General features: G+C 40.2%; 22 protein-coding genes. 14 read left to right on the top strand and 8 right to left on the bottom strand.

Features of this window, described 5'->3' with window-relative positions:
• Window positions 1-13: 13 nt before the first annotated feature.
• The 4 genes from RS893_RS16810 (at window position 14) to RS893_RS16825 (ending at window position 2,888) form a co-directional block, all read left to right on the top strand.
• The gene (locus RS893_RS16810) at window positions 14-757 is read left to right on the top strand and encodes an ATP-binding cassette domain-containing protein (protein WP_315785536.1); all 744 of its coding nucleotides are present in this window, start codon (window positions 14-16) and stop codon (window positions 755-757) included.
• Window positions 754-1,386, top strand: a complete 633-nt coding sequence (locus RS893_RS16815) for an ABC transporter permease (RefSeq protein WP_315785539.1) — start codon at window positions 754-756, stop codon at window positions 1,384-1,386. Before RS893_RS16810 ends, RS893_RS16815 begins: the two co-directional genes overlap by 4 nt.
• Window positions 1,387-1,509: 123 nt before the next feature.
• Window positions 1,510-2,118: an aminodeoxychorismate/anthranilate synthase component II gene (locus RS893_RS16820; RefSeq protein WP_315785541.1), complete on the top strand. Its 609-nt coding sequence runs from the start codon at window positions 1,510-1,512 to the stop codon at window positions 2,116-2,118.
• Window positions 2,118-2,888 (top strand): MBL fold metallo-hydrolase, encoded by a 771-nt coding sequence (locus tag RS893_RS16825; protein WP_315785544.1) that lies wholly within the window; start codon window positions 2,118-2,120, stop codon window positions 2,886-2,888. The genes RS893_RS16820 and RS893_RS16825 overlap by 1 nt, the downstream gene beginning before the upstream one ends.
• Before the next feature lie 167 nt (window positions 2,889-3,055).
• On the opposite strand, the gene RS893_RS16830 is transcribed toward RS893_RS16825, so the two are convergent.
• A complete protein-coding gene (locus tag RS893_RS16830; RefSeq protein ID WP_315785547.1) occupies window positions 3,056-3,496 on the bottom strand; it encodes a DUF4363 domain-containing protein in 441 nt (146 codons plus the stop codon).
• Window positions 3,497-3,811: 315 nt separating this feature from the next.
• On the opposite strand from RS893_RS16830, the gene RS893_RS16835 reads away from it, so the two are divergent.
• The gene (locus RS893_RS16835; protein ID WP_315785550.1) at window positions 3,812-4,087 is read left to right on the top strand and encodes a peptidase; all 276 of its coding nucleotides are present in this window, start codon (window positions 3,812-3,814) and stop codon (window positions 4,085-4,087) included.
• A 137-nt stretch (window positions 4,088-4,224) separates the two neighbouring features.
• Here RS893_RS16835 and RS893_RS16840 read toward each other — a convergent pair whose 3' ends face one another.
• The 3 genes from RS893_RS16840 to rpaB all read right to left on the bottom strand — a co-directional run bounded on the left by RS893_RS16840 (window position 4,225) and on the right by rpaB (window position 6,411).
• Entirely contained in the window at window positions 4,225-4,740 is a 516-nt protein-coding gene (locus RS893_RS16840) for a DUF456 domain-containing protein (RefSeq protein WP_315785553.1), read from the bottom strand.
• Between the two features lie 196 nt (window positions 4,741-4,936).
• Window positions 4,937-5,590 carry a cofactor assembly of complex C subunit B gene (locus RS893_RS16845; protein WP_315785556.1) on the bottom strand — a complete coding sequence of 218 codons (654 nt, stop codon included), beginning with the start codon at window positions 5,588-5,590 and terminating at the stop codon, window positions 4,937-4,939.
• A 92-nt stretch (window positions 5,591-5,682) separates the two neighbouring features.
• The gene (rpaB, locus tag RS893_RS16850; protein WP_026087249.1) at window positions 5,683-6,411 is read right to left on the bottom strand and encodes a response regulator transcription factor RpaB; all 729 of its coding nucleotides are present in this window, start codon (window positions 6,409-6,411) and stop codon (window positions 5,683-5,685) included.
• Between the two features lie 169 nt (window positions 6,412-6,580).
• Here rpaB and radA point away from each other — a divergent pair, with 169 nt between their 5' ends.
• From radA to RS893_RS16865, 3 genes are all read left to right on the top strand, one after another.
• Window positions 6,581-8,128: a DNA repair protein RadA gene (gene radA, locus RS893_RS16855; RefSeq protein WP_315785569.1), complete on the top strand. Its 1,548-nt coding sequence runs from the start codon at window positions 6,581-6,583 to the stop codon at window positions 8,126-8,128.
• 143 nt (window positions 8,129-8,271) lie between these two features.
• Window positions 8,272-9,921, top strand: a complete 1,650-nt coding sequence (locus RS893_RS16860) for a serine/threonine-protein kinase (protein WP_315785572.1) — start codon at window positions 8,272-8,274, stop codon at window positions 9,919-9,921.
• A 67-nt stretch (window positions 9,922-9,988) separates the two neighbouring features.
• Complete coding sequence (locus tag RS893_RS16865) at window positions 9,989-10,789, top strand: Uma2 family endonuclease (RefSeq protein WP_315785575.1); 801 nt, start codon at window positions 9,989-9,991, stop codon at window positions 10,787-10,789.
• A gap of 59 nt (window positions 10,790-10,848) precedes the next feature.
• Here the strand turns inward: RS893_RS16865 and RS893_RS16870 are convergent, their stop codons facing one another.
• Window positions 10,849-13,278: an ATP-binding cassette domain-containing protein gene (locus RS893_RS16870; protein ID WP_315785578.1), complete on the bottom strand. Its 2,430-nt coding sequence runs from the start codon at window positions 13,276-13,278 to the stop codon at window positions 10,849-10,851.
• Window positions 13,279-13,697: 419 nt separating this feature from the next.
• Between RS893_RS16870 and RS893_RS16875 the strand changes: the two genes are divergently transcribed.
• On the top strand, window positions 13,698-14,606 hold the full coding sequence (locus tag RS893_RS16875) for a phosphate/phosphite/phosphonate ABC transporter substrate-binding protein (protein WP_315785581.1): 909 nt from the start codon (window positions 13,698-13,700) through the stop codon (window positions 14,604-14,606).
• 363 nt (window positions 14,607-14,969) lie between these two features.
• The gene (locus RS893_RS16880) at window positions 14,970-16,397 is read left to right on the top strand and encodes a serine/threonine-protein kinase (RefSeq protein ID WP_315785583.1); all 1,428 of its coding nucleotides are present in this window, start codon (window positions 14,970-14,972) and stop codon (window positions 16,395-16,397) included.
• A gap of 130 nt (window positions 16,398-16,527) precedes the next feature.
• On the opposite strand, the gene RS893_RS16885 is transcribed toward RS893_RS16880, so the two are convergent.
• Both RS893_RS16885 and RS893_RS16890 read right to left on the bottom strand, forming a co-directional pair.
• Window positions 16,528-17,481 (bottom strand): c-type heme family protein, encoded by a 954-nt coding sequence (locus RS893_RS16885; protein ID WP_315792000.1) that lies wholly within the window; start codon window positions 17,479-17,481, stop codon window positions 16,528-16,530.
• Between the two features lie 132 nt (window positions 17,482-17,613).
• Window positions 17,614-18,522, bottom strand: coding sequence for a c-type heme family protein (locus RS893_RS16890; protein ID WP_315785586.1), 909 nt, complete (start codon window positions 18,520-18,522; stop codon window positions 17,614-17,616).
• Between the two features lie 694 nt (window positions 18,523-19,216).
• Here RS893_RS16890 and RS893_RS16895 point away from each other — a divergent pair.
• The 3 genes from RS893_RS16895 (at window position 19,217) to RS893_RS16905 (ending at window position 22,294) form a co-directional block, all read left to right on the top strand.
• Window positions 19,217-21,025 carry a serine/threonine-protein kinase gene (locus RS893_RS16895; protein WP_315785589.1) on the top strand — a complete coding sequence of 603 codons (1,809 nt, stop codon included), beginning with the start codon at window positions 19,217-19,219 and terminating at the stop codon, window positions 21,023-21,025.
• Window positions 21,026-21,266: 241 nt separating this feature from the next.
• Window positions 21,267-21,404, top strand: coding sequence for a hypothetical protein (locus RS893_RS16900; protein WP_315785592.1), 138 nt, complete (start codon window positions 21,267-21,269; stop codon window positions 21,402-21,404).
• Window positions 21,401-22,294: an SDH family Clp fold serine proteinase gene (locus tag RS893_RS16905; RefSeq protein ID WP_315785595.1), complete on the top strand. Its 894-nt coding sequence runs from the start codon at window positions 21,401-21,403 to the stop codon at window positions 22,292-22,294. The genes RS893_RS16900 and RS893_RS16905 overlap by 4 nt, the downstream gene beginning before the upstream one ends.
• Window positions 22,295-22,514: 220 nt before the next feature.
• Here the strand turns inward: RS893_RS16905 and RS893_RS16910 are convergent, their stop codons facing one another.
• Complete coding sequence (locus tag RS893_RS16910; protein WP_315785597.1) at window positions 22,515-23,171, bottom strand: peptidoglycan-binding domain-containing protein; 657 nt, start codon at window positions 23,169-23,171, stop codon at window positions 22,515-22,517.
• 348 nt (window positions 23,172-23,519) lie between these two features.
• Here RS893_RS16910 and RS893_RS16915 point away from each other — a divergent pair, with 348 nt between their 5' ends.
• A complete protein-coding gene (locus tag RS893_RS16915; RefSeq protein WP_315785600.1) occupies window positions 23,520-24,926 on the top strand; it encodes a hypothetical protein in 1,407 nt (468 codons plus the stop codon).
• Window positions 24,927-25,083: the final 157 nt, after the last annotated feature.

A 25,083-nucleotide genomic window follows, 5' to 3' on the forward strand; every position in this document is an offset into this window, starting at 1 on the left:
GTAAAACCCATCCATGTTCCAGGATATTGCTGTTGAACTTCGTAATGTGACATTTAGCCGCAACCAGCGCCCTTTGGTATCAAATTTGAATTTCAGTATTCCTCAAGGAGAAGCGCTGGTATTACTCGGACGTAGTGGTAGCGGTAAAACTACGACGATGAAATTAATCAATCGCCTGTTTACACCCACTCACGGAGAAGTGCTATTTTATGATATTCCCACAACCCAGTGGGATGAAATTAAATTACGGCGCAAGATTGGTTATGTAATTCAAGAAACTGGTTTATTTCCCCATTTTACTGTTGAGCGTAATGTGGGTTTGGTTCCCTCCTTGGAAGGTTGGAAGCCCACACAAATCAAAAGCCGTGTTTATGAACTGTTGCAGTTAGTGGGATTAGAACCAGAGAAATTTGCCAATAGATATCCCCACGAACTGTCAGGAGGACAAAGACAACGAATTGGTGTAGCAAGGGCATTAGCAGCCGATCCGCCAGTGTTGTTGATGGATGAACCTTTTGGCGCCCTCGACCCAATTACACGACTGGAATTGCAACAAGAGTTTAAACGCTTACAAAGGGAATTAGGCAAAACGGTTGTTTTTGTGACTCACGATATTCAAGAAGCTTTTGTTTTGGCATCAAGAATTGGTTTAATGCATGGGGGAAAATTGGTAGTGTTGGAAACACCAGCAGAATTTATGCGTTCCCAACATCCAGAAGCCCTTGCCTTTTTGCAATGTCTGAAACCAGCCCTATGAACTTCAATGACTTTTTTTTAATTAAATATGCACCAGAAATTTGGGAACGTACTTTAGAACACTTATTATTAGTGGCGATCGCCATTGCCATTGCGATCGCGATCGGTATACCACTAGGGATATTAATCACCCGCCAAAAATCTCTGCGTCAACCGATTTTGGGTGTTGCCAATATTTTCCAAACTATTCCCAGCTTGGCATTATTTGGCTTACTCATCCCTGTACCGTTCATTGGTGGTATTGGTGCTAACCCTGCTATTTTTGCCTTGGCTTTATATTCTTTGCTACCAATAATTCGCAATACTTACACTGGTATTACTGGCGTTGATGCAGCGATTCGAGAAGCAGGGCGCGGTATGGGAATGACAGATAGACAGTTGTTGTTACAGGTAGAGATTCCTTTGGCAATGGGGGTAATTTTAGCTGGAGTACGAGTAGCAATGGTCATCAGTATAGGTGTTGCCACTGTTGCTGCTGCTATTGGTGCGGGTGGTTTGGGTGAGTTGATTTTTCGCGGTATCAGTACAGTCAATAATCAATTGATCTTAGCAGGTGCAATTCCGGCAGCAATCATCGCTTTACTTGCCGATTTGGGTATAGGGTGGTTGGAGAAAAGATTGCACTTTTAAGAAGACAGAGTCCCCTGCATTTGGTGTCTTAACAACCAACAATTAACTGCATCATAGCGACACAAAATCTGTCAGAATCAACCACAATGGTATGCAGTGGTTGAGAACTGGAGTTGATTTGCAGTGCTTATCGTTATTGACAATTACGACAGCTTTACCTATAACTTAGTGCAGTATTTGGGAGAACTGGCAGTAGAATTCCCTGTAGCGGCACAGATCAAAGTTTTTCGTAACGATAAGATTACCCTAGATGAGGTTAAAGCTTTAAAGCCTGATGGTGTGGTAATTTCTCCCGGTCCTGGTCGCCCAGATGATGCGGGTATTTCTCTAGATTTAATAGAGAAACTTGGATCTGACTTACCAATTTTAGGGGTTTGTTTGGGTCATCAAAGTATTGGTCAAGTGTTCGGTGGTAGGATTGTTTCGGCACCAGAGTTGATGCACGGCAAAACTTCCCAAGTGTCTCACACAGGGGTTGGTGTTTTCCAAGGATTAGAAAACCCAATTATTGCTACCCGGTATCATAGTTTGGTAATCGATCGCGACACTTGTCCAGATGTGTTAGAAATCACGGCTTGGGTGGAAGATGGCACAATTATGGGGGTACGACACAGGAACTATCCCCACATAGAAGGCGTCCAATTTCATCCAGAGAGTGTTCTGACATCTTCAGGCAAGCAGTTACTGCGAAACTTTCTTTGCAAATTACAGACGAAACAAGAGAGTAATTAATGAAACGACGGCAATTAATGGGCTATGCTGGGGCGGGGTTGGTAACAACTTTGGTTACTAGCTTGGGTTCTCACTTGCAAGCTAACGCCCAATCTAGCGGTTCATTATCAGTTCAATGGTTGGGTCATACTTGCTTTCTGTTTACAGGCGACGGTACGAAAATTCTTGTCAACCCATTTCGCACAATTGGTTGTACCGCCAAGTACCGTCCACCAAAAGTAGCAGCAGACTTAGTACTAATTAGTAGTCAATTGTTGGATGAAGGCGCAGTCGAAGACCTACCAGGAAATCCGAAGTTAATTTACGAACCCGGAGTTTACGAGTTCAAAGGCATCAAGTTTCAAGGAATTGCTATTCCCCACGATCGTAAAGGTGGCAAGCAGTTCGGTACAAATGCTGCTTGGCAATGGCAGCAAGCAGGAATTAATATTCTCCACTTAGGGGGAGCAGCTGCACCTATTACCATTGAGCAAAAAATCCTTATTGGTCGTCCTGATGTGGCATTAGTTCCCGTAGGTGGTGGTGCTAAAGCTTATAATGCCCAAGAAGCAAAGCAGGCAATTCAAACCATTAATCCTAAGCTAATCATTCCTACTCATTATCGTACCCAAGCCGCAGATGAAGCTACCTGCGATATTTCTCCTTTGGATAATTTTTTAACGGTGATGAATGGAATGACTGTACGTCGCAGCAACAGCGACACAATTAGTATTAGCCGTGGTAATTTACCGGAAAATGGAGCGATACAAGTTTTAAGTTACAAGTTTTAGATGAAATTTGAGGGCAGGCTTCTAGCCTGCCTTTTAAGTTTTTGACTGTGGGGTCTAAAGAGGGTGATCAGGAGCATCCCTATTTTTAAACAATACTGGAATTTCCTGGCAAGATTGTAAACATAATATCTCTCAAATACCCCACTCCAAGTCCATATATTTAGCTCTCAAGGTTTGGCAACACTATTAATATTGGTATTGAGAGATTCTAATGCTGCTAACACTTTATCTTTATTTGGTGCAGAGGCTTTCAAATCTCCTTTAATTTTATCCGCCTCATCTTCAATTGCATTGTAGGTTTTAGAAGATTTCTTTTTCACTCCGTCCTCAACCTTTGACCAAGAATCCTCAAATTTGTCAAACTCTTGTTTGGCTTTAGTAAAATCCCCAGCCTTAACAGCTGTTTGGGTATTGGAGACAATGGCTAACAAGCTTTTAAAGTTGTTGTCTTTGACGGTAGTAGTAGCAGTTTTTTTAGATATAGCACTTGCAGGTGTGGAAGTTGCTGTAGGTGATGTCTGCGTAGTGGATTGTTCAGCATTGTTGCATCCGACTAAGAACGACATACTTATTGTGGTAATAAGCAAAACTTGATTAAAACGGTGCATCAAAAACTCCTTAGCAGAAGTATTATAGGTATCGTTAATTCGGTACTTGGTATTAATGATCAGATAACAAGTAAAAATATCACCTTTTCTTTAGAAAGCACGATCACTAAGCAGTACCTGATTGAAGTATTAAGACTATAAAGCTAACAAAGCCCTAAATAACTAAAATTTTTACTAAGATTTTTGCTTTCTTTCCCAGTTGTGTTTTTGTGAACAGACCTCAATTTTTCAACATAAATTTTAGGTTAATATTTAATAAGGTTGATTTTTGCGATTATAGTAAATTTTATTAGTTAATTTTTCTCAAAAACCACTATGAAACGTTTATTTCGTAAATATCACCGTACTCTCGCGCTCATTATTGCTTTGCCATTGATTTTAACTGCACTGACAGGAATGCTAACAACTGTTATTAGAGAGTGGCCTGTTAATACAGGGCTTTCATCTAGTTTGATTTTAAGTATCCATACAGGCGAAATATTTCATCTTCAAGCAATCTATCCCATGTTGAATGGATTAGGAATTATTGGGTTGGTAGTTACGGGTTTGAGTATGTCTGGTCTATTTGCTCAGAAGAAACAAAAATCTTAGTAGGAACAAAAAGTAAATTTTGATAATTTTTAGTTAATAATTTGTAACTTATATAAAAAACTCTTCTGCTGAAGTGCGATCGCGTTTTTGATCTATCATTCCTGGTGGTAGCTGACAACCAGTAGAATCTGAATCCGTTAACCGAACACTTGCGGCCAAGTCTTAATTAAGAAAAATACAACTGCTGCGATCGCTAATACTCCTTGAAGTAAATTTCCCACCACCGTACCAACTACAATTCCTACACCGGCTTTTACTGCTAAGATTAAATTCCTTCGGTAGATAAACTCACCAATTATTGCTCCTACAAGAGGGCCAAACAGCATCCCTAAAAGTGGGCCTCCTACAGGCAAAGTCGGTAACAATCCTAAAAACCCAGCTACTAAACCGACAATTGCACCGATTTGTCCCCATTTACTAGCGCCTGCTTTTTTTGCACCCAAATAACCAGCCAATAAATCTACGCTAATACTCAGAACTAAAACAATAGCTGTAACAATCAATGGTGTGCTGATAGCAGCAAAAGAACCTTTGACAAATCCCCAGATAATAATAGCTATTAAGATTAAGCTAGCACCTGGCAAAGCAGGAACCACAGAGCCAATAATACCTACAATCATCAAGGCAACTAGTAATAAATAGACGATTTGCATAATTGGTAATTGGTAATGGTTAGTGTTTAGTACAGACGCGATGTTCCTCGCGTCTGTACATTAGTGGTTAGTGGTTAGTGGCTACTACTCCCCATCTCCCCATCTCCCTATTGCCCCTAATCCCCAACGTCTCTTTCTTTATGCCGGGGGACCCTTACTTTACAGAAGCCGAGTAAAGCGCGTCTACGGCAATCGCTCATGGGGGACTCACCTCCTCCCTCAGGCTGACAGCCAACTTATCAGCAATCCCAGCGATCCAGTTTTCATCTTGTTTAGTATAACTGCGAGGAGCATTTGCTCCTAAAATCAAAACGCCTTCTTTACCAATTGGTTGACAAATCACTCCTTGAGTATTCTCTGGTAAATAATCAAATTCAATTCTTCCTGGATAGACTTTTAAGTTAACCAAATAAACAGGCTGTTGTTTTTCTTGCACCCGTTTTAAAATTGGCCCTAACGTCACCTCTGATTTTGTGCCTAAAATTCCTCGCCGCAATAAAACTTTACCTTGATAGAAAACTACAAGCGATCGCGTCACTGTATTAGTTAACAATAAATGTGATGCCCATGCTAGTTCTGTTTTAACTGCCTGTGGCAAGTCTTGTGCCAGTACAAAACCTTCTTCTCCAATTAGTTCTACCGCATCAGGCGATCGCGGTTGTACTTGCTGCCAAAGTAAACCCGTCAAAATCAGCACTGCACTCAAAATCACACCCAGGACATCTGCACGGGCTTGAGACTCTGTGATTTCTGGTGTCAGTAAACGGTTAATTAACAGAAGTACAGCGCCTAACCCCCCGACAACAATGGGTAGACGCCGCAAAATACGATTCGGATCGGATTTAGCCATGCTTCTACAATACTGAATGATGAATATTGAATGTGGTAAATGCTATCTTTTATACTTTCTGCCTTCATAATTCATCATTCATCATTCATAATTTACTCCTCTCCCGGTTCTATAATCCGTTGAAAAAGATAACCAGTACCTCTTGCTGTCAGAATCAATTCAGGGTTACTGGGGTCATCCTCCAATTTTGCCCGTAAACGAGAAATATGTACATCTACTACACGGGTATCCACATGACGTTCTGGTGTATATCCCCACACTTCCTGTAAAATTTCTGAACGAGAAAAAGCCTCTCCTGAACGACTCACCAACAGTTCTAGCAAGCTAAATTCCATACCGGTTAAGCGAATACGCTCATCACCTTTGTATACTTGCCGCTTGTTGGTATCAATTTTGATATTACCAACATGGATTACCCCAGAACTAGGAATGCCAGAAGCGCTGTTTTTATCTACCCGCCGCAGTACTGAACGAATCCGTGCTTCGAGTTCTTTCGGTGAAAAAGGTTTAACTACGTAATCATCAGCACCTAATTCTAGACCAGTGATCCGGTCAGCGACGTCCCCTAAGGCTGTTAACATAATAATTGGGACATCTGATTCCTTACGCAACTCTTGACAGACACCATAGCCATCTAGCTTGGGCATCATCACATCCAAAACCACTAAATCAGGGTCAGTTTTGCGGAAAGTATCCAAAGCTTCTTCGCCATCACCAGCAGTTACAACATCATAGCCAATCATTGAAAGCCGAGTTTCTAAAATTCGGCGGATGCTGGCTTCGTCATCCACAACTAGAATTTTTTCTTTATGACTTTCCAAGCTAATCAACGCTCCTTAACTAAAATTTTTCATGATTAATTTTTCATACCATAATATTAAGATATCATTCCAATAATTACGTTGGAAAAAGCTGAAACTACTTCTATTATTGGATTTTTGTTTTTTGAAGAATTAAGAAAAAATTAAGATTATTTAATAACATTAAAGAATGCCAAAGCCGAAAACTTATTATGTTTGTAACCAATGTGGCGCAGAATCGCCGCAATGGTTTGGTAAGTGTCCATCTTGCGGCACATACAATTCCTTAGAAGAAGAAATTGCCATTCAATCCTCAACGGATGTGCCAAGTCGGGGGGTAGGTAGTTGGCATTCTCAGCAAGGCGCAAGTAAGTCTGCCAACAAGCCAGCGAAGCCAAGGTCTTCTTTGAGATTTGACCAAATTAGCGATCGCCAAGTCACACGCTGGCCTTCTGGTTATAGTGAACTAGATCGAGTCCTCGGTGGCGGTGTTGTTCCTGGTTCGATGGTATTAATCGGTGGCGATCCAGGTATCGGTAAATCTACGTTGCTGCTACAAGTATCCAATGAACTAGCCCAGAGATACCGAATTCTCTACGTTTCTGGAGAAGAATCAGGACAACAAGTGAAATTAAGAGCTTCCCGGCTGGGTGTAACTAAACCACTCAACTTAGTTAGCAATGGTAACGACAATGGTAATGGTAACACTAACAGTACCGAAGTCATAGAAGAAACATCAGAAGTAATACAAGTAGAAGGACAAAATGCAGATTTATATGTATTACCAGAAACAGATTTAGAAGAGATACTTAAAGAAGTAGAATCTCTCAAACCGAATCTAACGGTAATTGACAGTATTCAAACAGTCTTCTTTCCTGCCCTCACCTCTGCACCCGGTTCCGTTGCCCAAGTACGAGAATGTACCGCAGCTTTAATGAAGGTGGCAAAGCATGAAGATATCACAATGTTAATTGTCGGACACGTGACTAAAGAAGGTGCGATCGCCGGGCCGAAAGTTTTAGAACACCTCGTAGATACGGTGTTATATTTTGAAGGCGATCGCTTTGCGTCCCATCGGTTATTACGGACAGTCAAAAACCGTTTTGGTGCTACTCACGAAATCGGCATCTTTGAAATGGTCGAACACGGTTTGCGGGAAGTTTCTAACCCCAGTGAACTATTTTTGGGCAACCGTGATGATCCAGGCCCTGGGACTGCCATTGTCGTGGCTTGTGAAGGTACACGTCCGATTGTTGTGGAACTACAAGCTTTGGTAAGCCCAACTAGTTACGCTTCTCCCCGTCGTTCTACTACAGGCGTAGATTATAACCGCTTGGTGCAGATTCTCGCAGTATTGGAAAAACGGGTAGGCGTTCCCATGTCCAAGTTAGATTCCTACGTCGCTTCCGCAGGAGGGTTAAACGTCGAAGAACCAGCAGTAGATTTGGGAGTAGCGATCGCTGTTGTTGCTAGTTTCCGCGATCGTATTGTTGATCCTGGTACTGTATTAATTGGTGAAGTGGGGTTAGGTGGACAAGTGCGTCCCGTGTCACAAATGGAACTACGGTTGAAAGAAGCAGCGAAGCTAGGATTTAAGCGGGCGATTGTCCCCAAAGGGCAAAAATTTCCCAACTTAAATATCGAAATTTTGCCGGTGTCTAAGGTAATAGATGCAATTATCGCGGCAATACCACAGGCGTCGTTGGAGGATGAAGATTTAGAACCGGATGAGGAGTGACCTCTCCCCAAATCCCTCTCCTGGAAGGAGAGGGGCTTTTTTAATGGTAAAAAATTGAGAAATAATAGCAAAATATATCCTTGCTAAAAGCCAATATATATGGTGTGCCAAAATAAATAACAGTAATATTGCGGTGTTTAGCAATGGTGTGGAATCCAGGACAGCCGTTATTTGGGGGACGCTACGTTATTAACAGAAGGTTAGGCGAAGGTGGAATAGGCATTACTTACCTTGCCAAAAACAGACGTGGTGAACTAAGAGTAATAAAAACTCTCAAAGAACAAATATTAAACGATCCTGTTTGGATACCACACCAAGCTAAATTACGCCATGACTTCCGCGATGAAGCACTGCGGCTTGCTTTATGTCGCCATCCTCACATAGTGCAAGTGGAAAATGTCTTTGATGATGAAAATTTGCCGTGCATGGCAATGGAGTACATTGAAGGGGAAGACTTAGCCCAACGTCTCAGGCGGGTGGGAAAATTACCAGAAGCTGAAGCGCTATTATATATTCGGCAAATTGGCGATGCTTTGAGCTTAGTTCATGAAAAGGGTTTGCTGCATCGGGATTTGAAGCCGAGTAACATCATGATCCGTAATGGCAAATCAGAAACTGTGCTAATTGATTTTGGCATTGCCAGACAATTTATTCCTGGTGCTATCCAAGTACATACACAGGCGCTTACTGATGGTTATGCCCCACCAGAGCAGTATATCCCTGATGCTGAACGTGGGGAATATATTGATGTTTATGCCTTAGCTGGTACGTTGTATACTTTGCTAACTGGTCAATTACCTATGCCTGCTCCTGCCAGGCTGCAAAACTTTACCCTACAACCACCTAAAGAATTAAATGGCAACATCAGTAACAGGGTAAATGAGGCAATTATGAAAGGGATGGCGCTAAATTATAAATTTCGCCCCCAGTCAGTGCAGGAGTGGTTGAATTTGTTGCAGGGTACTGGAACAATACCGCATCAAGAACCTACTAGTAAGCGACAATCACAAAAAAACACTGAAGCAGTTCCCAGAAACTGGCAATGTGTTAAAACTCTCACAAGTCATTCTGACTGGGTTAATTCTATTACTTTTAGCCCAGATGGGCGGTTATTAGCTAGTAGCAGTCGAGACAACAAGATCAAACTATGGCAATTGAGTATAGCTAAAGAAATTCGTACTCTTACGAGTCCTTTGATGTTCATTACTAGCGTTATATTTAGCCCAGATGGACAGTTGCTTGCTAGTGAATGTCGAGACAAAAAGATAAAACTATGGCAACTGAGTACAAGTACAGAAATCTACTCTCTCAAAGGTCATTTGGATGAAGTTACTAGTGTCACCATCAGCCCGGATGGAAAAATGCTTGCTAGTGGAAGTAATGATAAAACTATCAAGATTTGGCAGTTAAGTACAGGTAGAGAAATCTGTACTCTCACAGGCCATATGGATGTAGTTACTAGTGTCGCTTTTAGCCCAGATGGACGGTTTTTGGCTAGTGGTAGTTGGGATAACACTATCAAACTTTGGCAAGTGAGTACAGGTATAAACATCTGGACTTTTCCTGGTCATTCCCAATGGGTAAATTCAGTTGCCTTTAGTCCAGATGGAAAGTTGCTTGCTAGTGCTAGTAGGGACAATACTATCAAACTATGGCAAGTGAATACAGGTATAGAAATCTTCACTCTCAAAGGACATTCCGACTGGGTTACTTCCGTAGCTTTCAACTACGAAGGACAGATTATAGCTAGTGGAAGTCATGACAAAACTATCAAAATTTGGCAAGGCAGCTAGTTTTGTGATCACAGCATCAAAAGAGAATGTAGGGCTATAAAATCTAAAATCCAAAATCCAAAATCAAATGACTTCCTCTCCTCATCTCATTCCTCAGTCTGATCCTCCCCTTCCTCCTTGGCAAACTCTACCAACAATGTATGATTTACCAAGTGACAACTCAGAGGAACCCGGTTTGCCAGACGATTTTCACTTTTTACAACCTTTGCTTTTATATTTAACTTTTCAACCAATTAACTGGAATCTAGAATTAGTTTACAGTGCGGCTGACCTCAATCTCTACTACGATGTTCAACATCCTCTGTGGTATAAACGTCCAGATTGGTTTGGTGTAGTTGGAGTACCAAAATTGTATAATGAGCGTGATTTACGTTTAAGTTATGTAACTTGGCAAGAAGGAGTAAATCCTTTTGTTGTCGTTGAATTGTTATCTCCAGGAACAGAAGAAGAAGATTTAGGCACAAGGAAAAATGAAATAGGTAAACCTCCCACAAAATGGGAAGTTTATGAAAGAATCTTGCGGATTCCCTACTATATTGTTTTTAGTCGCTACACCAATGAAATTCAGGCATTTCAGTTAGTAGGTGGTCATTATGAACCGATGAATTTGGTGGAAGGACGCTTACAAATGCCAGAGTTGAGTTTAAGTTTAGGACTATGGCAGGGGTCATTTCGAGATATTGAAAGGCTATGGTTAAGATGGTTCACTTTAGAAGGAAAATTAATTCCCGCACCCACAGAGGAAGCTGCTGCTGCTACTGAACGAGCTATTATTGCTGAACAAGAAGCTGCTCAAGCAAAAAGAAAAGCAGAACAATTAGCAGAACGATTACGCCAATTAGGTGTTAACCCTGATGAGATAGATTAAGTTAGTTGTTAGTTGGTTGTTAATATTTATTAGTAAGTAGAAAATACAAAACGTCAAGTTCAAACAATATCTTTCCGCTTTTGCAACAACAGCGCCACAATCAAATAAACCAACGTATGCACACCTAAAATTCCCCAATTTAAACCTAAATTCTTCCAAGTTGCGTTGTACACATCAGACTTTTCAAAAATATCAGCTAGAGATGGCAAACCTGGCGTATTTTCTGGAACCATTGCATTCACATTTACTAAAATTCCATAAGCACCGATTGACCATCTACTAATTGTTAACCAACCCAGTTTAGCTGCTAAGCCTGTCATTTCAAATAGTACCCCTGAGAGAATGATTTGGGGAATCATAATCAAAGGCAAAATACTATTTGCTTCGTTTTCTGTTTTCACTAAGGCAGATACCATTAAACTCAGACTGACACTCGCTAGCAGAGTTAAAAAGGTAGTAATTCCCAAGCCCAAGAACCAAGGCATGAGATTATATTCTGGGGATTTAAAGCCAATTAATACGGCTGCAAGAATTAAGAGAGTTTGTAACAGCACTAAACTAGAACGAATGGCAACTTTAGAACCCAAGTAAGGAAATAAACCCAAGTTAATTAGTCGTTCTCGTGCATAAATCGCTGCTTCTTTGACTATTTCTCGTACGGAACTAGAAAGCCCTACCCAAATTCCTATACAACTAAATATAAACAGTACCTTGAGTGCAAGAGGCCCTTGGGTAATTTCTGGCGGGTTGAGTTTTTTTAAGGGTGTTTCGTCTCGTAATATCCAAGCAGTTAAAGCGATCGCAATCGGTCCTGATACTAATGAAAAAATTATACTTGTGCGATCACGCATCACTAATTGCAGATATCGCTGACTCAATAGCAGCAATTGCTTAATTGGAGATATCCCTGTGTGGATACTATCATCTGCTTTTGATGTGCTATCTTTACCAGACTTTAACTGTGATTTTACGTATTTCTGACATTCTGGGGATCTTTCGTATTTTTGCGACCAATAATCAACTGTTGATGCAACGTCTTTGCCATTACCGCCTTGATCAAGTTTGATGTAAATATCGGAAAAATACTTTAAGTCTTCTGAAGGCATTTCAAAAAAACGCAGTGCTTCTTTAGGAGGGCCAAAGTAACAAAGTTTGCCACCCCTACCCATGAAGACAATGCGATCGCACACTTCAATATTGGCTGTAGCATGGGTAACTAAAACTACTGTCCGCCCCTGATCTGCCAATTCTCGCAACAGACGCATCATTTCTTTATCTAAACCAGGGTCAAGACCAGAAGTCGGTTCATCTAAGAAGAAGAGTTTTGGGTCAGCTAACAGTTCCACTCCAATACTGACGCGTTTGCGTTGTCCACCACTGAGGTTACGTATAAAATTTGTCCGTACGTGAGTGAGTTTAATTTGTTCTAAAGTAGTATCTACTACTTGCTTGACATTTGTATCAGGTGGTAGCCGCAGTTTGCAAGCATAAGCCAGTACCTCTTCTACCCGGAGGTCGGGATGCACAATGTCATCCTGGGGGACATAGCCTAGTTGCGATCTATACATCGGCCAGTTTTGCCGCAAGTTGTCGCCATTGAGATAGACTGTACCCGAAGATACTGGTTCAATTCCCAATAAAGATTTCATCAAGGTGGACTTACCAGCACCGCTACCACCTACTAACGCGACTAATTGTCCTGGTTCAATCACCAAAGACACATCGTTGAGAATTATTTTTTCCCGTCCCTCTTTGTCTTTGACCTTACGCTGCAAGCGGTTGACATCAAGGCGGATTTGACTACCACTATCTAATAATTCCAAGGAATCCGGGCGATAAAGCAGACTAAATGGCCCGATTTTAATTCTGCTTTGATCTACTAACTGGATACGTTTTGAAACTCGTTGACCATTGACAAAAGTACCGTTTGTACTCAAGTCTTGGAGAATGTGTCCTCCTTGCCCATCAGGATAAATTGTAGCGTGCAGGCGGGAGACCGTAGGCGCATCTAACTGCATGGAAGAATAGCGATCCGGCTTGGGCGCGCGTCCTAGTTGTACGGGCCAGTCCTTCAAGCCTTTTAAGGTCAGGCGGCGGTTTGTGGGAATCGCTGCAGGAGCATCAACAGGGTTATAGTAAGTCAGCTGAATTCGGTTGTGAGGAGATTGTCCGATTTCTAGCTCAACTCCATTTTTTAACAAATAACCCTTAGCATCAATAGGAACTTTGTTCAAAAATATACCGTTGCGACTGGGATTAATGCCATCACCATCGTAAATTCGATAATCTCCTCCTTCTTTGCGTAAGGTAGCCTGTTTTCTGGAGAAGACTTCCCAGCCTATTGGTACTTCTAAATCTGCCCATTCGCGACCACGCCCCAAGCGATGCTCATCTTTTTGGAGATAAAGCCGTAGGGTCTGACCTTTGTTATTCAGTTCCAAAAAAGGTTGAGGACTAACAAGCGTCGCTTGCTCAAAGCTCCCTGTCATGAGATTTATTAGACCTATTCTCTGGTTAAAGCCACACCCGTATCCTACAGGATTTATAGGTGATTTTCCGGATGGGTATATAAATTTCCATCGTAATTTAACGGAATAAGGATAATTATGAGGGTAGTTATTAGTTAGTAGGTAATGGGTAATTGGTAATGGGTAATTTTTATTAGCCATTAACCACTAACCACTAATGTACAGACGCGAGGAACATCGCGTCTTTACCCACTAACCACTAACACCTTTGTTTCTTCCATCATGAGCAAAACCAAACTACATTAGTCAACATATATTTTCAAATAGCAACATTTATTGTAAAAAAGGTTAACTTTTTAGTGCGCTTGCCTTTTACCAGCAGATGCAGTAGAGATAATCAAAATACATTCGCGCCTTATTATCATCTTGTAATTAAAATTATGAAAACTACTATTTTTAGTCCGCCACGTTTTTTACTATTTCCACTAGTAGCATTAATAGGAATATTTGGGTTAGGGTGTAATTCCCAACCAAAAACAAACAGCACACCTGACCAACTGACAATTGGTGTGATTAGCTACGGCGAGGGAAAAACATCGCTCGATAAGTATGAGCGTTTTAAAGATTACATAGCATCACAAACTCGGGCAATGGTAGATCTGGAACCAGCTTACAACGAACTGCAAGCTATTGACCAAATTCGCAATAAAAAATGGGAATTAGTATTCGCACCTCCTGGTTTAGCTGCGATCGCGATCGGCAAAGAACTTTACATTCCTCTATTTTCGATGGAAGGGGTCAGTAATAGACAACGTTCTTTATTGATTGTCAGAGAAGATAAACCAATCACAAAAATATCAGATTTGGCAAATAAAACTGTTGCTTTAGGAGAAATTGGTTCTGCTGCTGGTTATTATGTTCCTTTGTACGATCTCTACGGTTTAACCTTAGCTGAAATTCGTTTTGCTCCCACTCCCAAAACAGTACTTGAGTGGATTAGTAATGGAACGGTTGATGCTGGCGCCATATCAGAACAAGATTTTGAGGTTTATCGCCGCAGTTTTAGAGAAACCAAGTTTAGAACTTTACACACCAGTCGCTGGATTCCCTCTGGTGTAATGCTACTTTCGCCTACAGTAGATCGCAATCAACAGCAGCAAATTCAAAAAGCAATGAACGATGCACCTGCTGATATTGCTGCTGATGCAGGTTACGTTCCTGCTGCTAAAATACCTAGTTATCAAGAGTTTATTAAATTAGTCGAAAAAGTTCAGCCGATAGAGGCAAGGGTAAAGCAAAAACCCGCTGTTCTCCTCCCAGAAACATCTGCTCAGCAAAAATCAAGTTAACAAGCAAGCAATTAATACTAGTTAATAAAATTTAATAATTTATCTGCATATTTTCTCAGAGTTAAACCGAATAAATAATTAGGCTTGCAGCCATTTTTTTCCACAAATAAACTTCAATTAAACAGAAACTAATATTATTCTCCAAGCGTCATTTAATCGTAAAAACCTCTACGTGTGTTCGCTAAGAGTGAAGCTCAAAAAGCTCAAACTTGAAAATCGCCAGAAACACTACATATAGTTGAAGTTGCTTAGAAACTTAAATTCATAGATATTCTGGATATTTTATACGAAAATAAACAGGCTAGGAGTTGAAGTTATAAATAACCAAATTATGTATGGAAGATAATTTAGGAGTACCATGATATGTCTCAGCCCCCCTTAATTAAACCAGAAATACCTTCAGGAACACTAATTGATAATCGTTATATCATCCAGCAACTTCTAGGGCAGGGGGGTTTGGGGCGAACTTACTTGGCATTTGATACTCGGCGCTTTAATGAGGCCTGTGTACTCAAGGAATTTGCTCCTATTGGTACTGGGGGGGGAGGATTAGAAAAATGCCGAAATTTATTCAAAAGAGAAGCCAAAATCCTTCACCAGCTAGAGCATCCACAGATACCTCGTTTTTTGGCTTGCTTTGAAGGAGATGGTCGGCTGTTTCTGGTACAAGAGTATGTTAATGGTAAAACCTACTCAGCCTTATTGCGCGATCGCCAACTTCAAGGACAAACTTTTACAGAACAAGAAGTTATTCAGTGGCTGAAATATTTATTACCTGTTTTAGAGTATATTCATCAGCATCATATTATTCATAGGGATATTTCACCCGACAATATCATGTTACCAGAAGGTAACATTTTACCTGTATTAATTGATTTTGGAGTTGGAAAACAAATAGCTGATCTTAATGATGTTACTAATTCCAATCAAGCAACTTTTGTCGGCAAAATGTCTTTGGTGGGAAAAGTAGGATACGCCCCCCGCGAACAAATCAGCTTAGGGTTGTGTTCTCCTAGTAGTGACCTTTATGCTTTGGGAGTCACAGCAGTTGTACTACTTACAGGTAAAGACCCATCCTTTCTCATGGATCAGTATAGCTTGGAGTGGAAATGGCGTTTTTACACCTATGTCAGCGATGGATTTGCTCAAATCCTAGATAAAATGCTCTCAGACACACCCAGGCATAGATACCAAACATCTCAGGAAGTTTTAAGAGATCTTGAGCTTTTAGGACGACCTCAAGCAGCATCATCATCAACAATGTTTGATGTTCCTCCTACTATACTCACTCCTGATTCTCAAACAACAATAACAATAGCTCAGTCTTCTCCTAATTTAGATTTAGATGAAACAGTGCTGAGTAAACCACCAAATCAACAAGCTTTTCCTGATCAACAAACTTCTCGCCGTCCCCAAACTTATCAAGGTCAACAGACTCAACAGGCTAATCAAAATCCACAAACTTCTCGTCATCCCCAAACCTACCAAAGTCAGCCTAGCTACCAAAATCAACAGAATTCCCGTTATCCCCAAACTTATCAAGGTCAGTCTAGTTACCAAAATCAACCAACCAATCAAAATCAACAACAAATTACCTCGCTCAACGCTGCATTTGTTCAGCGTTGTCAAGATACCTTGGCGTTCTACATTGGCCCTATGGCTAGCCTGATTGTAGAAGATACTTTAGCCGACAATCCGCAAGTCACGCCTTACCAATTTGTCGAACTCTTAGCAAGAGAAATCCCAGAGTCAGAAGCAGCATTGGAATTTACAAGACGCTTATTTTCTTGATATTGAGACAGAAAAGGGATTGGGTGATCAACAGTGTGAGGAGTGTAGTTCAGTTATCAGTGATCAGTGATCAAATTCTTTGACTCACTGTTAACTGTTAACTGATTCCTAAACACTAACCTTCTAACAATTACCGTTGGGGATAATCACTACTTCCAGTACCCCCCATTCCTCCTGTACCATGTGTATTTCCAGGAGGACGTTTGAGGCGTTTCATAGCCATTTCCAAACTTAACTTCATCCGTTTAAAAGCTTTGGCGAGATGACCAATTTCATCATTAGTTAACTGCTCAAACTCTACATCCATATGTCCTGTACTAACTTCTTCCGCCACACGAGTGATGCGTTTGAGAGGAAGAACTACTTGTCGAGTCAAAAAGATGTTAACTAGGACGATAACAATTACAAAAACAATAGATACAAGTCCAACAATTAACAAAGAAGACTGATTTGCTTTGTTAATAACTCTGCTAGCTGGTACAGAAATAATTTGCGCGCCAACAATTTCACCTAATTGCCAGTTAAAACCGTTAGCCGTACCATAGCGATCGATCATACTTTTTGGTGCTTGAGCTGCTGTACTGTGGCATTGTAAGCATTTTGCGTCAGAAACTTTGAGTGGACGAGCAATATAGTAAATATTTCCACTAGGAAGCGATCGAAATCCACTTTCTTCTTTTAAGTTTTTGTTACCTCGGAAGCGATTTACTACTTGTGTCTCAAAGCTATCAGCCTTATCCCGCAAGTTAGTAGGGTTTAAGGTAGCTTCTTTATAAAAAAACTCTCGGTAATCTTGTTTTTGTCGCAAATTTTCAAATACTTCTCGTGCTGAGTAACCAGGTACTGATTGTGGTAAAAACTCAGTTTCCAATTTATCAACTAGTTCCGGATTAACTTGAGTGCTAGTGTACTGCCGGACAGCAATCATAGTTTCCATCAACATCAAAGCTGTGGAAGTAACTTCCTGTTTAGCATTTTGCCTTAACACAGAAGATAACGCTAAACCGCTCAAGCTTAAACCAAATGTCAGAATTACAAGTAATAAAATCGTAACTTTTTGTTTCAGTCGTAAATTTTTTAACATATTTTTAACCATTTAATAATATGCTAGAAAATATGCAATATTGTATTTTTCTCAATTCTAATTGCCTGAGAGTTAATTATGTTACCAAAATTGAGAGAAATAACATATCTTTAATTTTTAATTTGGAATTGTTTAAGTTTCTGTAGTTCCTGTATTTCTTTTTAGTCTTTTCATCGCCATTTCTAAACTAAACTTCATCCGTTTAAAAGCCTTAGCAAGATTACCAATTTCATCATTGCTTGTCTGTTTAAATTCAACATCCATGTGTCCCGTGCTAACTTCCTCTGCTATACGAGTTAGACTCTTAAGAGGAAGAATAACTTGACGTTCCAAGAAAATATTGACTAAAAGCACAACAGAAATAAAAACAGTAGACACAATTAAAATAATCAAAAAAGAAGATTTATGTGCTTTTTCAATAACTTTACTAGCTGGCAAAGAAATTATCTGTGCAGCGATAATACTGTTCAACTGCCATCCAAATCCATTCTCTGCACCGTAACGCTCAATCATTGTTTTGGGTGCAACCTCAGGAGTGCTGTGACACTGTAAGCAAGCAGGTTGAGTTAGCTTGAGTGGACGAGCAATATAGAAAATATCCCCACTAGGTAAGGAACGAAAACCGCTCAACTCTTTTAAATCTTTCTCATCAGTAAAGCGTTTGATAATATCTGCCTCAAAACTATCAGCTTTATCCCTCAGACTTGTAGGATTGAGCGCAGCTTCTTTATAGAAAAAGTCTTTATACTCTGGTTTTTTTCGTAAAATTTCAAATACTTCCCGTGCTGAATAGGCAGATACAGTTTGTGGTAAGAATTTCGTTTCCAATTTATCTACCAGTTCGGGTGTAACTTGAGTAACTGTATACTCACGCAAAGAACTCATCGTTTCAATCAGCGATAAAGCGTTCGTCGCAATTTCTTTTTTAGCATTCTGCCTCAGTAAAGAAGATAGACTTAACCCGCTCAAGCTCAAACCAAACATAAGAATAAAAACTAGCAAAATTGTAAATTTTTGTCTTAACTTTAGATTCTTTAGCATTTTGGGCATATCTCGCTTTTTGCAGTCATGATATAAACTACAAAATTAGATTACAGCATTCCAGATATGAAGCATATTTTTTATTAATAAAAAGTATTTTAAAAATAAACATTAGGTTATACATCCCAAAACACAAAAATTACGCAATATATTTATTAATATTTTTAATCGTTAGTACTAGGGGTAATTCTTTTAGTTCTGAATAGTGAATGGGTATTATCTAGCCCATAAACTTCCTGAAATATGAGTTTATAGAAACAACCTGAGTTCAATCAATATTATCAGACTAGACAATTAACCCGTCCGCAAGTAAACTGCGCCCTAATAGCCCAACTCTACTTAAAGTAGACAGAATAAATCAGCCCCTCAACCCACTTGAAATGGGTTTTGACCCCGCACCCCAAATTTATTTGAGGCTCATATTGGGCTCATGAAATCTATCGAACTTCCGTTAAGTAGGTGGACATAATTAAACATAAAATGCTTATCCCATAAACTAGATAAGTTCAGTCTTTCTCCTTCTGCCATCTGCCATCTGTCATCTGCCATCTACTTATATTTTGTTCAGCCGTTGTGCATCTACGTTAAATAGAAATTAATAAATAAAGCAGCAAGTCAGAAAAATAGTAGTGTCTACAACCATAGTTGGCTGCTGTCGTGTCAAAATAAATAGCAGATTTAGCAATTATTACTAATGGTTTGGAATCCAGGACAACGGTTGTTTGGGGGACGCTATATCATCCAAAGAAAGCTAGGCGAGGGTGGAATTGGTATCACTTACCTCGCCACCAACGAACATGGAGAACTGCGGGTCATTAAAACCTTAAAAGAGGAAATCTTCAATAACCCTGCCTGGAAACCGCACAGAGATAAATTAAGGCTTGACTTTCGGGATGAAGCTGTAAGATTAGCTGTGTGTCGCCATCCACACATAGTGCAAATAGAAAATATCTTCGATGAAGCAAATATGCCTTGTATGGTGATGGAGTACATCGAAGGCGAAGACATGGGTAAGCGCTTGCAACGGGTAGGAATGCTACCAGAAACAGAAGCACTACTTTATATACGGCAAGTAGGCGCAGCTGTAACCATTATTCACCGCAAAGGCTTACTACATCGAGATATTAAGCCGCGCAACATCATGCTTCGCAATGGTAAATTAGAAGCTGTTTTGATTGACTTTGGCATTGCCAGGGAATTTATTCCCAATGTTGTACAGAAACATACAGTTTATCGTACTCCTGGTTTTGCTCCTCCTGAACAGTACGAATTAGAAGCACCACGGGGAGAATACATTGATGTCTATGGTCTAGCAGCTACTTTGTATAGTTTGGTGACTGGGATAGTACCAACCAGTGCAGAGGAGAGGCGCCGCAACATTCCTCTAGAACCACCACAGTATTACAATCCCCATCTTAGTCAGAAGGTAAGTCAGGCAATTGTGCGGGGTATGGAATTGCAACCCAAGCTTCGTCCTCAAAGTGTACAAGACTGGTTAAATCTACTAGATTCTGAGTTTGAAGAAGATTCATCTGTACCACCCACACAAATTATTGCTACAAAAGCACACACTCAAACTACTGTTTTATTGAGTCAAAGGGAAAGGGAGTGGAAATGTACAAACACTCTCAAAGGCCATGCCAGCATGGTGCAAACTGTGGCAGTTAGTGGTGACAACCAGCTTTTGGCTAGTGGTAGTAGTGACACTACTATCAAACTGTGGGATTTGGAGAGTGGCAAGTTACTGCGTAGCCTTGGTCGTTGGTTTTCTGGTCATTCCAGTATGGTTAGTAGTGTCGCCTTCAGCCCAGATGGAGAAATTCTTGCTAGTGCTGGTTGGGATGAAACTATTAAACTGTGGTCAATCAATTCTGGCAAAGTAATTCGCACTCTCAGAAATCACAGCAATTGCGTGAATTCTGTCTGCTTTAGTCCAAATGGACAGATGCTTGCCAGTGGCAGTGCTGATTGTACGATTAAACTATGGCAGATCAGTACAGGTAGAGAAATTCGGACTTTTGTTGGTCATACTGATACTGTTTGGTCTGTTGCTTGGAGTCCAAATCGAGAAGTTATTGCTAGTGGAAGCGCTGATTACACAGTCAAACTTTGGTATATAAATACAGGTCAAGAAATTCGCACTCTCGGAGGACATTCCTTTTTTGTGAATGCTGTCGCTTTCAGTCCAGATGGTGAAATGATCGCCAGTGGCAGCGCTGATTCTGCTATCAAGCTATGGCTAGTAAGTACAGGTCAAGAAATTTGTACCCTCACAGGGCATTCTAACTCAGTATGGTCACTTGCTTTTAGTCCTGACGGAGAGTGGTTAGCTAGTGGTAGTTGGGACAAAACCATCAAAATTTGGCATGTCAGTACAGGTAAAGAGATATACACTTTGACTGGTCATTTGAACTATATCCGATCTGTTGCCTACAGTCCAAATGGACAGACTTTAGTAAGTGGTAGTGATGACGACACTATTAAAATTTGGCAGTGCAGGTAGGGGGATTGAGGGGAGATGGGGATTAGGGGCAATGGGGTGATGGGGAGATGGGGTGATGGAGTGTGAGAAGTGTGGGGAGTGTGAGGAGTAGTAAGCTGTTGACCACTAACTACTAATACCGATTCAAAAAATGTTTGCGACACATTCAGAATGTGAGACGCGATAAATCGCGTCTCTACAGAATTCATCTGTCGCATTCTTTTTTCAAATTGGTATAACCAATGTACAGACGTGCCCTGGCATGTCTGTACAACCACTAACTACTAACAACCAACCACCAACCAATACGCTTTTGCTTCTCCAGATAGAACTGCCAATTCTCAAAAATTGGGACAATAATGACGGCAAACTGTTATTTTTAAGTATTCAAATTCTATGAGTTTCGGTATCGGTGATTTATTTTGGATATTTCTACTTTTTTCGTCTTTTCAACCGATTTGGCAAAAACGTCAGATTGAATACCGACGCTTCCGCGCCCTTCAAGAATTTGAACGGCAACGTAAAAGTAGAGTGATTTTTCTGATTCACCGCCAAGAGTCTATTAGTTTACTAGGAATTCCGCTATCACGCTACATTACTATTGAAGACTCAGAACAGATTTTGCGGGCTATTCGTCTGACTCCGCCAGATGTGCCAATCGACCTAATTTTGCATACTCCTGGTGGTTTAGTTTTAGCAACCGAACAAATTGCTAGAGCCTTGATTCGTCATCCCTCTAAAGTTACAGTTTTTGTACCTCACTATGCCATGAGTGGTGGAACCATGCTTGCTTTAGCTGCTGACGAAATTATTATGGATGCCAACGCTGTTTTAGGGCCTGTTGATCCTCAACTTGGAAATTTCCCGGCAGCAAGTATTCTTAAGATTGTAGAAGATAAACCTATCAGTGAAATCGACGACCAAACGCTGATTATGGCAGATTTATCGCACAAAGCTATGCAACAGGTACAAAACTTTGTGCGGACTCTACTAAAAGACAATATACCCAGGCAAAAAGTTAAGCCAGAAAATATAGAAAATATCGTCCAAGCCTTAACAACCGGACGCGTTACTCATGACTATCCCATCACAGTTGAAGAAGCAACAGAAATGGGGCTGCCCATAACAGTAGGACTACCGCGCATAGTTTATGACTTGATGGAGTTGTATCCCCAACCCCAAGGCGGACGGCCAACAGTACAATATATCCCCATGCCTTACGATGACCGTCGTCCCATTCTACCAAGTCCCAAAGGTAGACCGTTGGAAGAACCAACTCAAATGCGTTAGTGATAATTGGTAATGGGTAAATAAAAATACTATTACCAATTACCAATTACTTACTAACTACTGTTCTGTCAAGCTAGTTTTAAGGGTTTGTAGTAACCACTGTAGTCCTTAAAACTTCAGCAATAAAGTCCTGACTACGAACTTTGTGATTCATCAATTCAAAATTGACAAACTACTACTAACCACTAACTACTGACAAATTTAGTGACCTTGGTTAAGTCTAAGGTGTAGATGTTGGTGTTGCTGTGGGTGATGGTGTAGATGTTGGGGTTGCTGTGGGTGATGGTGTAGATGTTGGTGTTGCTGTGGGTGATGGTGTAGATGTTGGGGTTGCTGTGGGTGATGGTGTAGATGTTGGTGATGGTGGTATAGATGACGGCGCTGCTGATGGATTTTGAAGTATCCTCTTAGCCTCTTTATCAAGTCTTTGCCGCAATGCTAAGTCGGCAATTCCTGTTTGGGGAAGTAGGAGTTGTTTTTGATAAAGCTTAACTGCGGATTGGGTTTGAGGTCCATAATATGGGTTTTTAGGTAAAGGAGGATTTGGTTTAGCCACCAGATTTAAGTTTGCTTGGAGAATTTTGACAATATTTGCCGCAAATGCTTGGGTTTTTGGCCCGGCTATGCCATCGGCTGGTTGTATCCTATAACCCTTTTGAAATTCTTGAATTGCTTTTTTAGTTTCCGCATCTGTTAGAGGTGCATTTGATACCGTAACTTTATAACCTAATCCTTGCAGTACGCTACGAAATTGTTGGGGAGTATATATTTGTTGCCGTACTATTGTAGGTGTTTGTGCGAACGCTACACTTGCTGTGACTGTTACTATACAAACAGTAGCTACACTCAGGCTTGATTTTCCAAATTCACACCACATAATTCAAACTCCTTTTTCTGAAGCCAGCAAAATATTGATGTTACCAGAACTAACAGATGCATTTTAAGTTTATATAAATACTTTGGCTGAAATATTAATGATTTTTGATTAATAGCATTATATTCAGTTTAAAATTGGAGAATTTGTATAAAAAGTTTTTTATACTTGTATGAAAAAAGTATTTTTACTTAGCAAAGAAGATATGCAAAAAAGTTTAAAGCAACATAAATTAGAGTTGTTTGATAGTAGTTGCTTGTTGGTGAATGTTAGTTGTTTATTGATAATTTGATTCTTGACAATCACCCACTAACTACTAACTAATAACCATTTACAATCTTGATAGTAAGAATGTCTAATTCAAAATCTCTCAATAATTCCAAACTATGGTTTGAACGAGTGATGGCAATTATTGCCACTATCAACTTATGCTTAGTCTTGTTTAATTTAAGTTATATTTCTTGGCGGGATAGATATTTACAATATATACCGCGAATTGTGATTGCTTATGATCCAGTAAAAGGTATTGAGCCTCATAGGGAAACTAAAAAATATCTCAACACTATTGATGAACTGAAATATCAGGTTAGTAAAACTGGATTACAGTCTCCTCAAGTAGAATCCCAGCTAGCTGAGTTACGTCGTCTTAGTGTTGAAATGATAGTAAATAATCCGTTTTCATCAGCTAATAAAAGTGGCACGTTGGAAAAAATCAAAAATAAAATGCGTGTTCATATGAACCAAGAATCCGCAAAAAAAGCCTTCGCAATTTTTTGGACTCAGGAATATTTAATGCAAAAAGGCTGGACAAATGAATTTATATTTTTTAACCAGCAAATTAAACCTTTAATTGCTACTAATTACTATCGGAGGATTGGAGAAAATGGTGAATATGTTGATTATTTTTGGCTGATTGATTTACCCTTTGTATGCATATTTGCTGTGGAATTACTAATCCGCAGCTATTATATTAAACGCCGCTATCCCAGTTTCAGTTGGTTGAATGCAATTTTGTGGCGCTGGTATGATTTATTTTTATTACTACCTTTTTGGCGCTGGTTACGAACTATAACTGTGATCATTCGTCTAAATAAAGCACAAATATTAAATTTGCAACCAATAAGACAGCAAATCCACTTGGGTATTGTATCAAATTTTGCGGAAGAGATTACTGAGATAGTTGTAGTGAGAGTAATTAACCAAGTGCAAGGTTCTATTCGCCGGGGTGAATTAGTTAGTTGGTTTTTGCGAAAAGAGAATTTGCGCCCTTATATAGACATAAATAACGTCAACGAAGTAGAAGCGATCGCTGCAATCTTAGTACAAACTATCGTCTACCAAGTTCTGCCTAAAATTCAGTCAGAACTAGTGGCTATTTTGCAGCACAATCTTGAAGGTGCTTTAAATAATTCCCCCGTTTACCGTAACTTGCAAAACTTGCCTGGAGTAACAAAAATACAAACCCAGTTAAGTGAGCAATTAGCAACTCAAATCACCACAAATCTATACAATGCTCTAGTTACTACAGTGGAAGATCCTGTTTCTGCAAAACTCTCTAGTCAATTAGTGCAACGCTTTAGTGAAGCCTTAGGAGAGCAAATACAACAAAAACACGTACTCTTAGAACTGCAAAGCTTACTTGTAGACTTTTTAGAGGAAGTCAAGCTGAACTACGTCAGACGCCTATCCCAAGAGGATTTTAATAAAATTTTAGAACAAACTAGGTTGTTGAGGAGTGTGAGGAGTAGGAATGAATGAGATGGGGAGGTGAGGAGTGTGTAGACGCGCTTTGCGCGGCTTCCCGTAGGTGGGGTGTGAGGGGTGTGTAGACGCGCTTGCGCGGCTTCCCGTAAGGTGGGGTGTGAGGAGTGTGTAGACGCGCTTTGCGCGGCTTCCCGTAGGGTGGAGTGTGAGG

Source organism: Fischerella sp. JS2, assembly GCF_032393985.1.
Lineage (GTDB): Bacteria > Cyanobacteriota > Cyanobacteriia > Cyanobacteriales > Nostocaceae > Fischerella.